The organism is Hydrogenophaga intermedia (genome assembly GCF_023715105.1).
Lineage (GTDB): Bacteria > Pseudomonadota > Gammaproteobacteria > Burkholderiales > Burkholderiaceae_C > Hydrogenophaga > Hydrogenophaga intermedia_A.
This window is the reverse complement of the sequence record NZ_JAMBNO010000030.1, coordinates 25009-36665: the sequence shown is the minus strand read 5'-3', so window position 1 is coordinate 36665 and position 11657 is coordinate 25009. Positions and strand designations below refer to the sequence as shown.

The 11657-nt window shown below is 65.8% G+C and carries 15 protein-coding genes; 4 read left to right on the top strand and 11 right to left on the bottom strand.

Going from position 1 to position 11657, the window contains the following annotated elements:
- Positions 1 to 565: 565 nt before the first annotated feature.
- Together M3149_RS20380 and merR are read right to left on the bottom strand one after the other, a co-directional pair.
- Positions 566 to 880, bottom strand: a complete 315-nt coding sequence (locus M3149_RS20380) for a DUF736 domain-containing protein (RefSeq protein WP_041111066.1) — start codon at positions 878 to 880, stop codon at positions 566 to 568.
- An 857-nt stretch (positions 881 to 1737) separates the two neighbouring features.
- Complete coding sequence (gene merR, locus M3149_RS20375; RefSeq protein WP_041111068.1) at positions 1738 to 2133, bottom strand: Hg(II)-responsive transcriptional regulator; 396 nt, start codon at positions 2131 to 2133, stop codon at positions 1738 to 1740.
- 74 nt (positions 2134 to 2207) lie between these two features.
- Between merR and M3149_RS20370 the strand changes: the two genes are divergently transcribed.
- The 3 genes from M3149_RS20370 to M3149_RS20360 are packed head-to-tail and all read left to right on the top strand — an operon-like array spanning position 2208 to position 3068.
- On the top strand, positions 2208 to 2555 hold the full coding sequence (locus tag M3149_RS20370; protein WP_041111070.1) for a mercuric transporter MerT family protein: 348 nt from the start codon (positions 2208 to 2210) through the stop codon (positions 2553 to 2555).
- Positions 2556 to 2565: 10 nt separating this feature from the next.
- The gene (gene merP / locus M3149_RS20365; RefSeq protein WP_041111072.1) at positions 2566 to 2844 is read left to right on the top strand and encodes a mercury resistance system periplasmic binding protein MerP; all 279 of its coding nucleotides are present in this window, start codon (positions 2566 to 2568) and stop codon (positions 2842 to 2844) included.
- Complete coding sequence (locus M3149_RS20360; RefSeq protein ID WP_080773470.1) at positions 2841 to 3068, top strand: GDCCVxC domain-containing (seleno)protein; 228 nt, start codon at positions 2841 to 2843, stop codon at positions 3066 to 3068. The genes merP and M3149_RS20360 overlap by 4 nt, the downstream gene beginning before the upstream one ends.
- A 209-nt stretch (positions 3069 to 3277) precedes the next feature.
- On the opposite strand, the gene M3149_RS20355 is transcribed toward M3149_RS20360, so the two are convergent.
- From M3149_RS20355 to radC, 6 genes are all read right to left on the bottom strand, one after another.
- On the bottom strand, positions 3278 to 3487 hold the full coding sequence (locus M3149_RS20355) for a hypothetical protein (RefSeq protein WP_094098081.1): 210 nt from the start codon (positions 3485 to 3487) through the stop codon (positions 3278 to 3280).
- Positions 3488 to 3549: 62 nt separating this feature from the next.
- The gene (locus tag M3149_RS20350; protein WP_103738903.1) at positions 3550 to 5589 is read right to left on the bottom strand and encodes a ParB/RepB/Spo0J family partition protein; all 2040 of its coding nucleotides are present in this window, start codon (positions 5587 to 5589) and stop codon (positions 3550 to 3552) included.
- 78 nt (positions 5590 to 5667) lie between these two features.
- Positions 5668 to 6495 carry a DUF932 domain-containing protein gene (locus M3149_RS20345; RefSeq protein ID WP_251711270.1) on the bottom strand — a complete coding sequence of 276 codons (828 nt, stop codon included), beginning with the start codon at positions 6493 to 6495 and terminating at the stop codon, positions 5668 to 5670.
- Between the two features lie 706 nt (positions 6496 to 7201).
- Complete coding sequence (locus M3149_RS20340; protein ID WP_435370770.1) at positions 7202 to 7570, bottom strand: hypothetical protein; 369 nt, start codon at positions 7568 to 7570, stop codon at positions 7202 to 7204.
- Positions 7539 to 7889: a DUF2958 domain-containing protein gene (locus M3149_RS20335; protein WP_088887068.1), complete on the bottom strand. Its 351-nt coding sequence runs from the start codon at positions 7887 to 7889 to the stop codon at positions 7539 to 7541. The genes M3149_RS20340 and M3149_RS20335 overlap by 32 nt, the downstream gene beginning before the upstream one ends.
- Positions 7890 to 8167: 278 nt before the next feature.
- Positions 8168 to 8677: a RadC family protein gene (gene radC / locus M3149_RS20330; protein ID WP_088887069.1), complete on the bottom strand. Its 510-nt coding sequence runs from the start codon at positions 8675 to 8677 to the stop codon at positions 8168 to 8170.
- Positions 8678 to 9147: 470 nt separating this feature from the next.
- On the opposite strand from radC, the gene M3149_RS20325 reads away from it, so the two are divergent.
- A complete protein-coding gene (locus M3149_RS20325; RefSeq protein ID WP_088887070.1) occupies positions 9148 to 9525 on the top strand; it encodes a helix-turn-helix transcriptional regulator in 378 nt (125 codons plus the stop codon).
- Between the two features lie 24 nt (positions 9526 to 9549).
- On the opposite strand, the gene M3149_RS20320 is transcribed toward M3149_RS20325, so the two are convergent.
- Genes M3149_RS20320 through M3149_RS20310 form a run of 3 tightly spaced genes read right to left on the bottom strand, consistent with a single transcriptional unit; the run spans position 9550 to position 11585 of the window.
- Positions 9550 to 9804 (bottom strand): transcriptional regulator, encoded by a 255-nt coding sequence (locus tag M3149_RS20320; protein ID WP_251711269.1) that lies wholly within the window; start codon positions 9802 to 9804, stop codon positions 9550 to 9552.
- A 28-nt stretch (positions 9805 to 9832) separates the two neighbouring features.
- Entirely contained in the window at positions 9833 to 10780 is a 948-nt protein-coding gene (locus M3149_RS20315; RefSeq protein WP_088887071.1) for a nucleotidyl transferase AbiEii/AbiGii toxin family protein, read from the bottom strand.
- A complete protein-coding gene (locus M3149_RS20310) occupies positions 10764 to 11585 on the bottom strand; it encodes a type IV toxin-antitoxin system AbiEi family antitoxin domain-containing protein (RefSeq protein ID WP_088888554.1) in 822 nt (273 codons plus the stop codon). Before M3149_RS20310 ends, M3149_RS20315 begins: the two co-directional genes overlap by 17 nt.
- Positions 11586 to 11657 lie beyond the last annotated feature (72 nt).

Below are 11657 nucleotides of genomic sequence, written 5' to 3'. Positions count from 1 at the left end.
CAACTGGCGAATGGTTGCTCGAACGCGCTTGCCAAGCTTGATGTATAGCTCGACCGCCCGAATCCTGTCTTGATACGAATACATGAACTACCTCCTGGTAGTCCAAGTTTTTGTCCGCATCTCCCCCCTGACTTACTGGGTCACTTCTGGGTGGAAATCAACAGTGCTGATGAGCGAGGCCGAAAGTCAGCTCGCAGCAGCGGCCCAGCCGTAGGCGCCGGCCCGGTCGATCCGGCACAAGCCGGTTCGGCGGTGTTTCAGGGGCGCCAAGTGCAGCGCGGCGGGGACGGGTCTTGCGCCGATCCCTTGGAGGCAAGCGAAGCGCGCAGCGCCGCAGGCGCGAAGGCGTGAGGGATTGGAGCCGAATGGCCGTGACGGCAAAGGCGGCACGGGGCGCAGCCCGCAAAGCCCGGCGGTGCATCGCGCCGACACGCCATGCCCCGACCGCAGACACCGCTTCCCAGCATGGAGAGGCAGCCCGCTATGGGCCACTACCTGCCGCTGCCACATTCGGGACGAGCAAACAGCACAGCGCCCCGCCGCGATGGGCGGGGCGCTGCGGCGGTCATGCCGCCTGGGGCTTGCTGCGCGACCAGATCAGGTCGTGCGTGCCGTCCTCGCCTTCGATCAGGCGGGCATAGACCGTGGCCGGGAACGAAGGATCGTCGAGGGTCACGGAGATGTAGTCCCGCCCGGCCTCGCTGGTCTTCTTCCACGCCGCGCCGATGTCGTGGCCGGCCGCCTGGAGGCGGAAGTCCGGGGCTTTCTCGTTGTCCCCCTTGTCGTTGGGAGCCAGCTTGACCTTGACGTTGAGCGTCAGGGTGCGAAGCGTGCCGGTGAAGCCGTCTTTGTCTGCGGTGAAGCTGCCGATGTTGGCCATGATGAAACTCCTTTTGGTGGAACAAGGTTCGCGCCCATCGCGTCCTTGTTGTGATCCGGCCGGCGGGGGACGGGCTGGCTGCACCGCTTGCGGTCGCAACGCAGTGGAGAGCCGGGAGGCGAAAAGAATTTGTCCCGCGAGGAATCTGCGCAGCAGAGGGGAAATTGTTTTCGCCGCACGGTGGCAGCCATGAAGCCCGAGGCGCAGCCGTGCCACCACCAGGATTCACAACGAGACAAGGACGCCTTGGGCCGAACCGCTCCGAAAGGAGATGTGGCCGGCTCGGCATCCCCGCATGAAGGCTTCGCCGATTCGCCCGCTGACGCGGGCCACGTCAACCGCTCGACGACAGGCGAGAACGCCCCCGCCGCACCTAGCGGCGCCGGTTTTGAGGCGTGGTGTGGAAGCTCCATAGCGATGCCGGACGGGTTGTCCGTGAACCGCCCTTCGTGACGTGGTGAGCAGGAGCTGCCAGCGTTGAGGACGGCACGCATCTGCACAACCTGCCGCAGCAAGTCTCAGCGTGTTCGCCAGCGCCCCGTCCATTGCGGCGGGGTGCTGGCCGGGCCGATCCGGCGTAGCCGGTTCGGCCGCATCGAGGGGTGCCAAGCTGCGCGCGGCGGGGATAGCCCGCAGGGCTTTCTCCTGGAGGCAAGCGAAGCGCGCAGCGCCGCAGGCGCGAAGGCGTGAGGGATTGAAGCCGAATGGCCGTGACGGCAAAGGCGGCACGGGGCGCAGCCCGCAAAGCCCGGTGGCGCACCGCGCCGACACGCGCAAGTCATTCTGGACGCCCCGCAAAGGGCCGAACGCAGAGTGACAGCAGAGGTAATCGCGTGGAAATCGAATCTCCGCAGGCGTCAGTCTGCTCCCAGTGCGTGGATGATGGGACAGTTGCCCTTCATCGCGCCCGCATCGCACTGGCACAGCAGTGTCGTGAGCGCCTTGCGCATCGCCGCCAGGTCGGCCAGCTTGGTTTCGATTGCCGCCAGCTTGTGCGAGGCCAGTTCGCGCGTTTCGGCACAGGCATGGGCCTCGTCGAGTTGGAGCAGGCCGCCGATCTCTTCCAGCGTGAAGCCCAATGCCTGCGCCCGCTTGATGAAGCGCACGCGCTTGACCGTGGTGGCATCGTAGCGGCGATACCCGTGGGCCGGCTTGTCCGGCTCCGGCATCAGCCCGCGCCGCTGATAGTAGCGGATGGTCTCGACGTTGACGCCGGCCTCGTCTGCCAGGCCCCCTATCGTCAGCTCGCTCATGGCTCAAACCCCTTGACTCCGTAGCATGGTACGGAGTTTAAAGTGGCAAGTGTCGAAGACGTTCGTACACGCCCATGCCCACCTTCAACTTCAAGAACTCGCTCGTCGCCGGAACACTGGCTGCCATCGGCGCCTCGGTGTGCTGTGTGGTGCCGTTGGTGCTGCTGATGATGGGCATCGGTGGTGCCTGGATCGCCAGCCTCACTGCGCTGGAGCCGCTGCGGCCCTGGTTTATTGCGGTAACGTTTCTGTTCGTGGGTCTGGCGTTCAGCCGTCTGTACTTTCAACAACCGGCCTGCGAGCCCGGCGCCGCCTGCGCCCAATCGAGCGTTCTCAAGCGCCAGCGGCTGATCTTCTGGGTCGTCGCGCTGGTGCTTCTCGCCTTGTTGTCGGTGCCTTGGCTGGCACCCTTGTTTCTCTGAAGGAACTCTCATGCACAAATCAGTCGCATCGCTGCTCGTCGCGCTGTCGCCGTTCGCTGCCTTGGCCGCAACGCCGCAGACGACCACGCTCCATGTGCAGAACATGACCTGCGAGCTGTGCCCGGTCACGGTGAAGAAATCGCTGGAGAGAGTGCCTGGCGTCAGCCAGGTCAGGATCGACTTCGCCAAGAAGACGGCGATCGTCACCTTCGACGCAGATCAGGCCCAAGTCTCGACGCTCGTGAAGGCGACCACCGACGCGGGCTACCCTTCGACGCTGCGCAAATGACAACCGGCACGCCCACACTGGAGTCGGTGCTGACCTGCCCGCACTGCGGCCATGCCCGGCACGAGACCATGCCGACCGATGCCTGCCAGTTCTTCTACGAGTGCGAACAGTGCAAGGCGTTGCTACGGCCGAAGGCGGGAGACTGCTGCGTGTTCTGCTCCTACGGATCGGTCAAGTGCCCGCCTGTGCAAATGCTGCGGGGGTGCTCCAGTTGCAGCACATGACGGACGCCAGCCATACGCCAGCAACCTGACTGGCGCGCTGCGTGGGCAGGCCGCTCGCGCATTTCAACGCCGCCGCCTGAGCCACTGCGAAGGCGGCGGCGTTCTGAATCGGTTGTTGGCCTTTGACACCGGGCGCGGCCACTGCCGCGCCCGGATTTGGCTTTCACCGCACCCAGGACGGAATGGCCTGGGCGCGGTGTTGATCGCGGTTATTCCTTCGTCTCGATGATCCACCATACGGCGCGCGCTAAGGCGCGGCCCGTGATGGGGTGAATGTCGGTGATGTCGGCGCGGGCCGTCCAACCCGAGGGCGGACGGTAGCCGCGCACGTCGCCATCGCCGTGCCACTGGCGGGCGCGTACCGTGCCAGGCGCATAGACCGTCGCCATGCGCGGGCGGCTGGTGGTGGTGCGGGTCATGGGAGCTTCTCTTTCCAGCGAAGCGCCCCGGTCGAGGCCGGGGCGCTTTTCTTCGACACGGATCAAGCGGCCAGCACCTCGGTGGGTTCATCCGCCATTGCTTCGGCATCCTCCGGTGCGTCATGCTCCGGGCCTTCCTCCTTCGGTCCTTCGCGCTTGAAGATGGTAGGCATCCACCCCGTGCCGTCGGCCAGCCGCTCGGCTTCGCTGGCAATGTCGGCCTTCTTCAACTTCGCCAGCCGGGTAACGTGTTCCGGCGCGAACTCGCCCACGGCTTGCAGAACCGCCGCTTTCGGAACGTGCTTGAAGTAGCCTTCTGCGGAGGGTTGCCACCATGCGGCCATGTCGAGGCCCACGGCCTGCGCCAGTTCCGCGCCGGGCTGGTACGGCGTGGTGCGGGGCGTCACCACGTCCACTGTGACGGCCACGCATACCGCCAGCAGCCGCACCAGTTCGTCTTGCGACTTCGCCAGCAGTGCGGCGAACAGTTCGGCGCTGCCCTCCGGCAAGGCTTCACCGGCTACCTGTTGCAGTTCGCGCAGCGCCACGGCGGCGGGCGATTCCGGCCAGTCCGGGGCCATGCCTTCCAGCCGGTCTTGCACTTTCAGGCTCATGCCCAACGGAAAGTCGTGGCCGTGGTGGCTGCCCTGCAAGATGGTTTGCACCATGCCATGCACCAGCGCCGCCAGCGCCACCTGCGGATGCCGGGCGACTTCGATTTGCAGCGCGGCGGTGCGGTGGGCGCTCAACCGCTGCGCCAGCCTATCGGAGATAGCGGCCTTGGGCCCTTCATCGTCCTCGCCTTCGTCGTCGTTCCCGGTATCCTCGCCGCCGAAACCCTGCCGCAACCTTTCCAGCGTGCGCAGCGCCTTGGCCTCCGCCTCGCGCATCAGCCCGCGATGAATCACAGCTTCGCCGTCGCGGTCGATGGTGACGATGGCACCGGCTGCGGCCTTCACGTTCGGGCTGTAGTCCTGCAAGCCATCTTCCAGCGCCTGCAACTGCTCGCCCAGGGCTTCGCCTTCCTCTTGCAGCGCGTCGGCCTTGTCCTCGTCCTCGGCGTTCTGTGCGGCATCCACGGCTTCGGCCAGTTCGCGCAGCTTGGCTTGCAGCTTCCCAATGCGCTGCGCTTCGCGCTTGGTCGGTTCGCGCCGCTCCCTCGGGGCACGCTGGAAAGCGTGCAGGTCGGCATGGGTCACGCCCGGCGTGGCATCCACCCATGCCCACCCTTCGGCGCGGACCGTGGCGGCGATGCCCGCCAGCCGGTCTTGCGCCAGCCGTTCCAGCAGCGCGGCGTCGGTCAGATACACGCCCGCATCGCCTTCCGCGAACAGGTCGCGGCGCACGCCACCGCCTGCTGCCTCATAGGTGCCCAGCCCGACGAAGCGCACCAGCGGATGCCGGTAGGCGTCGATTTCCCTTTCGGTGAGCCGTTCGCGCAGCGCGGACGGTTGGCGCTGCCATTGGGGCGCATCGTAGAACGCGGCTTCCTGCGCGGCGTGGTCGTCTGTGATGGCCAGGGCCATCAACTGGTCAAGGCTCACGGCATCGGCCCGGTAGTCCGCCATCAGGCGCGGCGAGACGTTCGCCAGCTTCAAGCGGCGCTGTACCACCAGCGTCGTGACGGAAAAATCCGCCGCAATATCCTCGATGGGTCGGCCTTCGGCCACCAGCGCCGCGAACGCTTCAAACTGGTCTGCCGGGTGCATGGCTTCGCGCTGCACGTTCTCGGTGAGGCTGGCGGTGCGGGCGGTGCCATCGGCCACCAGCAGACAAGGCACCTCCCATTCCTTGCTGATGCGGCGCTTCTTCGCCAGCAGCTTCAACGCGGCGAGGCGACGGCCACCGGCCACCACTTCGTAATGCTCGCCATCGGCGGCGGCAATCACGATCAGGTTTTGCAGCAGGCCCACGCGCTGGATGCTCGCTGCCAGTTCGGGGATGGACATGCGCGGGGCCTTGCGCACGTTGCGGCCGGTGGGGCGCAGCACCAGCCGCGACAGCGGAACCAGAATCAGGTTCTTGGTCGGGTCGGCGGCTTCCAGCTGGACAGCGGCGGTGGTATTGACGGCGCGGGCTTCGGTTTGGGTCATGGCGTTCATGGTGATAATTCCTATCGTTCAGGGATGCAGCAGCGAGAAAGACGGCAAGGGCTGCTGCCTGCCCTTGCCGTGGGGGAATCAGGCTTTCAACTGGCGCAGGCCATCGGCCAGCAGCCACAGGGCGCGGTTCAGGCACACATCGGAATCAATGCACTGCACGGGGCGGGTGCGCTGGCGGCGTCCGTTGGCGCTGCGGCCATGCAATCCGCCCTTGGTCAAGTTCTCCTGTGCGCGGTTGAACACGCTCCACAGGTCGGGGCGGCGGTCGTCGAACCGGCGCGGCATCAGGATTTGCGACTCGGTGACGGGCGCGGGCTTGTTCGGGTCGTCGTACTTGAGGGCCAGTGCGGCACGGGCGAAAACTTCGGCCTCGCCATCGTCGAGCGTGACGGCCCGCATTGCTTCGCGGTTCTCCTTCACGCGCTCGAAGCCGCTCAACACTTGATAAGCGCCTTCGATGACGTGCCCGGCCACATCGCCTTTATGGGGCACGCGCACGTCCGCCACGGTGTCGCCGCAGACAAGGCCATTGCTGCAAACGAAGCGGAACATGCCCGCCAACATCTGATAGCTGCTGGTGCCGTCGTGCGAGTTCAGCAGCACGATTTCATTGGCTTCCGCGCCGTTGATCTGGCTGGCGTGGCGCAGCCGGATCATGTGTTTGGTGTGCTCGCGCTTGCCTTCATCGCGCACGCGGGTCTGCGTCGCCATGAAGGGTTGAAACCCCTCCTTGCGAAGCTCGGTCAACACGGCGGCGGTGGGGATATAGGCGTACCGTTGCGAGCGGCTTTCGTGCGGCGCGTCCGCGAAGATGGACGGGGCCACGCGATGAATCTGGTCATCGGACAGCGGGTAATCGCTGCGCAGTACCGGGGAATGGGAAGCGAAACGGGATGCGAGTTGCATGATCTTTCTCCTGACAAAAAGGTTTGCTGTTCACACCGCACACCGGATTCCTAGATTCGGAGCCCAGCCTTTCGGCTGTTCGGTGCGGTTGGCACGAAGAACCCGGTTGGCCTCGTTGCCACCGTCTTTCCTGAGTTCATCGCCCGCGACGGTCAGGAGCCCACGGACGTGGGCCGTCAAGGAGGAAAGCGGCAGGTTGGTGCGGCCCGCAGGCGCAGCCGAGGACACGGCCTGGCGCGCCTTGACGGCACGCGGCCACGGGCTACAGTCGCGAGCAAGGTGATGAAATCAGGGGAGACGGCTGGACATGGCAACGGCCGCCTCGATGTGCAGCCCGCACGCAAGCGCAAGCGCGCAGGCCCGGATCTGGAAGCCGGGCCGTAGGCGTCAGCCGAGCAGCGCGAGGGAACGATGAAAGCCCGAAGGGGCGAAACCCCGCAGGGGGTTCGATGCGCAGCACGACAGCGCGACCGGCCATGCTGCTTGGCCGGGGACGCCCGGACTTCAAGGCTCGATGCACAACCTCATACTCCTGGCATCGGGAAGCAGGGTTGATTGCGCTTGTGGCTGCTGTCGTCTGGCCGAGCCGGCGCAGCCGGTTCGGCGGTTTTTGAGGGGCGCCAAGCTCTGCGCGGCGGGGATAGCCCGCAGGGCTTTCCCCTGGAGGCAAGCGAAGCGCGCAGCGCCCCATCGGGGCGCGAAGGCATCAGGACGACTCGTCAGGACGCAGGCTGGATTCCGACACCGGCATCCAAGGCGAAGACGAGTTCAGCAGATAGCGCGCACCGCGCGCGTACAGGCCCGAAGGCCCGGCAGGCTGGTAGAACCCGGTGACGCGGCGCCGGAACTGCAAGCCGGCGTCGTTCGTGTAGATCACCGCGTCGCCAATCTTGAAGCGCAGGGGCTGGCCGTTCTCCGGCGCGAACGGCTTGAGCGCATCGTGCTGCGCAGTGACTTCGATGATCCAATCGTGATGGCTGCTCATGGCATTGATCTCCTTCGACAGTTGAGAAAGGAGCGCCTTGCGGCGCTCTAGGGCCGGGTCAGACGACGATCCGCCCGGCCAGCCGCGCATCGCGCGCGTAGGCGCTCAACCGCTTCTCGGCGCGGAACGACAGGTCGCGCTCGATCGGCAGGCCCAGCCCGCCGCGCACGTTCGCCAGCTCGTTCAAGCTGACCCAGCCGATTTCCGGCATCCCCAAGCCCAGGTCGCAAAGACCAAAGGCGTGGTCGTGGTCATCGGGATCAATCTCGGTCAGCAGCCAGGTCGCGCCGGCATCCGGCGTGAACAGCTTGATCACGGGCGCCGGATCGAAGTCCGGGTTCTCCAAGGATTCGCGGCCGTTGGCCAGCAACACGATGCGTTGCTCGTCGGTGATGAATGCGTTGTTCATGGTGAACTCCTGAAAGGTTGCCGGGCGGAATTGCCCGACCCTTCCGGGGCACGGCGCAGCGCAAGCAGTCAGGGGTCAACGACGGCCGCCAGGACGCAAGCGCCATCGGCGCGCAGCCCTTGACGGCGAGAACGCCGTGGCACGATGAAGGGAACAGCAAGACCGCCCCCTCGCACCTCCACACACTCCGGCTGTCGGCAAGTGCGCAGCACGCGCAGGCCCGCGCGGGCCGGAGTGCGATACAGGGCGCAGCAAAAAGGGGGCCGAAGCCCCCTCGATCAGATCAGGCCGCGTTCGGCAAAGGACGTGGTGGTGCCACCCGCCACGATGATGTGATCCAGCGTGCGGACATCCACCAGCGCCAGCGCCTCCTTGAGCCGCTGGGTCAGCATCTTGTCGGCACTGCTCGGCTCGGGATTCCCGCTCGGATGATTGTGCGAAATGATGACTGCCGCCGCGTTTTGCCGCAGGGCCGCCTTGACCACTTCGCGCGGATGCACTTCGGCTGAGTCGATGGTGCCGCGGAACATCTCAGCGTACTCGATCAGGCGATGCTGCGTATCGAGGAACAGCACCGCGAACACCTCATGCTCGAAGCCGGCCAGCTTGGCGCGCAGGTACTCCTTGACCGCCGCCGGCGAACTGAACGACGCACCGCGTTGCATCTTGTGCTCGATGGCCTGGCGCGCGGCCTCCAGAATCTGGTCGGCTGTCGCCAGCAGGTAGTGACCCTGTGCATCGCGCACCATCAGCGAGGCATCGAACGAGGAAAAGGACAGTTGCGACATGATCGTGCTCCGGTTGCTCGGGCGGAATTGCCCGGAACCGTGGTCAGCACGGCGCAGCGCAAACAGTCAGGGGGCGCAGCCGGACGCCAGGACGCCAGCGCGCATGGCGCGCGCCGCCCTTGACGGCGAGAACGCCGTGATACGGTGAAGGGAACAGCAAGACCGCCCACACCCCGCCCACTGCACACACCCGCTTTTCGGCAAGCGGAGCGCGCAGGCTCGGATCAACAAGCCGGGCCGGAGGCGTCAGCCGAGCAAAGCGAGGAAACGATGGAAGCCCGACAGGGGCGAGACGCCGCAGGCGGCTTGATGCGCAGCACGACAGCGCGACGGCGGCACGCCGGGACGCACGAGCATTTGGCAATCCGCACTGCATATGCGCCCATGAACGCACGGAGTTCGCCCTTCTACGCCGCAGCAAGTTGTTCCGATAGGTATTGAACTTCACCATGTCTCCATGCAGCAAGTTCATGGAGTCCGAGGTGGAACAGCTATCGCAAGCATCCAACACCGCCGGCATCGACGCCGACCAGCCCCTTCCCTTGCCGGGCACGGAAGCCTACGAGACACTGCCGCAATTTCCGAAGCGCGGCCCCCTTCCCTTCCGTCGCACCATCCGCCGGCACGAGTTACACCAGATCGTCCCCCTGGCAGAGACAACGGTCTACGAAATGGAGCAGCGCGGCGAATTCCCCAGGCGCTTCCGGCTCACGCCCCGTTGCGTTGTCTGGGATCTGGAAGAGGTCGAAGCATGGATCGAAGAACGCAAACAGGCCTCGCGCTCAGCGAAGTCCGCCCCGCCCACCGGGCCCGATGTCAGACTGCGCCAGTACCGGCAGGTTCGGTGAGCAGTCTCAGCAACGCGGCCAACGTCAGGGCGAGCCGGCCTCCACCCGAACCAGTGACGCGCCCGTCAGGATCTGCGCTATCTGGGCGACAGCCTGAGCCACCGCCGCATCGTGGTCGAACGCCTCTCGGCTGAAGGCCAGCGCGACATACCCAGGTCGGCCCCAGCCCACCGTGACATCGGCACAGTCGCTGGCGGCCAGCCGGTGCAGTACTTCATCCAACGAATCCACCTCCGGATTCAGCGTGCAGACCAGTGTGAAATCGTGAACCATCGCCATCGCTCCATCTGCTTTTCTTCCCACCGCATCAGCGCGCCATGATGCGCGCCAGGGCGTCCGCCAACTGATCACGATCCGCGGCGCGCTTGGCCGCCGTGCGCTGCGCCAGGTTGTGCAGCTTGCGCCGCACGCCGGGCAGATCGGCCGCATGGGCAAGCCCGATCAAGCTGAAATCTGGCCGCTCATCCTCGACCGATTGCAGAAAGGCCAGCGACGGCTCATCCAGCCACGCTGCCACGCGCGACAACAGGCGCTCGCGGCTCTCCAGCAAGGCCCCTACTTCGATGGGATCGGTCGTCATGCCCTTGAAATGGGCCTCGAAGGTGGCCGCGAAATCCGCGGGCACTCGTGGCGCCAGCATCTCCCAGGCCGGCTTGGGACTGCACGTCAGGTACACGAGGAAGGTGCGCCAGAGCGCTGCGTCCGCACGCTCGTCCTGAAGTAGCAAGCCCACGTCGAAAAGATCGCGCGGATGCTGCCGCGACAGCGCTGCTGCCAGCTTGCCGGCGTACAGGTCGGCGAAGTCCAGCACCCGCACCTCGGCGAAGCCGAACGCCTCTTCTACCCTTGGTCGCACGACCATAGTGCGCACCGGATGCACTGTGCCGCGCATGACCGGCGTGGTCTCGATCTGCACGCGCGCACGGCCACGGCTGGCTACCAGCCGCGTGACCGTTCCTGTGCCCTCGCCTGCCGAGGTCTGTACCTGCAGTTGCAACGGGCGGGCACGCAGCACATCGGCCAATCGCCCAAGGGCTTCCTCGATCAGCTTCGCATCCTCGGCATAGTCATGTACCGGCAGCCAGGCCAGATCAATGTCCACCGACAACCGCGGCAGGTCATGCTCGAACAGGTTGATGGCCGTGCCGCCCTTGAGCGCGAAGCGCGGCTCCTGCGCCAGCACCGGCAGGATTTCGACCAGCAGCCGCACCCTGTCTGTATAGCGCCGGTCCCAATGGTTAAGCAAGGTGCTCATCGAGGTCTCCCGGCAAGGTGATCTGGTAGGTCGGATGCAAGCGCCCGCCAGGCACCAGCGCGCGCTTGCCCCGGCCCAGATCGACGCCATCCAGCGGTACATGCGATCGCCACGCATGTCGATGGCGATCGGCCAACGCGAGGAACAACCGCTTGGCCTTGATGCTGCCGCAGTGGCGCAGCAGCAGGCCGACCCGCTGCGGCCGCAGCGTGGTCATGGCCTGCATCAGCGCATCGGCCTCGTAGACCCCTGCCGCATCCGATACGCCGTCGCACAGTTCCAGCATGGCCCGCTCAGGCGTCGAGCAAACCAGGGCATCGATCCCAGGCGCCGCGGAATGCCAAGCCAGGCCCGCTTCCGACAGCGCCTTCTCGGAGACTTCCGCAGTGACGGACACGGCCGGCAGATCGAGCGGCCCCTTGCCCAGGAACGCGAAGCGTTGCTCCAATGACAGCTTGCCCAACCAGCCCGGCGGCTGCTGTGGCCCATACAGCGTGATCGTCCCGGCATCGCCCAGGCGCAGGTAGTGCTCATGTCCCTGCAGGGCCAGCGCAAAACGCCCCCCGACATGCAGCGGCACCCCCTCCCCAACCTGCAAGCTGCGCACCACGCCTTCCCATTGCAGGCGCCCGCCCTTGCGCATGTAAACGCCGCGCGCTGGCGACACCAGCCAGCCGCTGCCCACATAGCGCGCGACAAGGCTGTTTGAGTAGCCGTGCGCGCGCAGCCAGCGGCTGGACACCAGGCGCGTATCGCCCAGTTCGGCCAGCAGGCGGTTCAGTTTTCCTGAATTTTGAGCATTCATAGTGCTCAAAATAACATATTTATAAACTATCGCCAAGGCTGAATAGTTTGACAAGAGCTTGAAAGGATCATC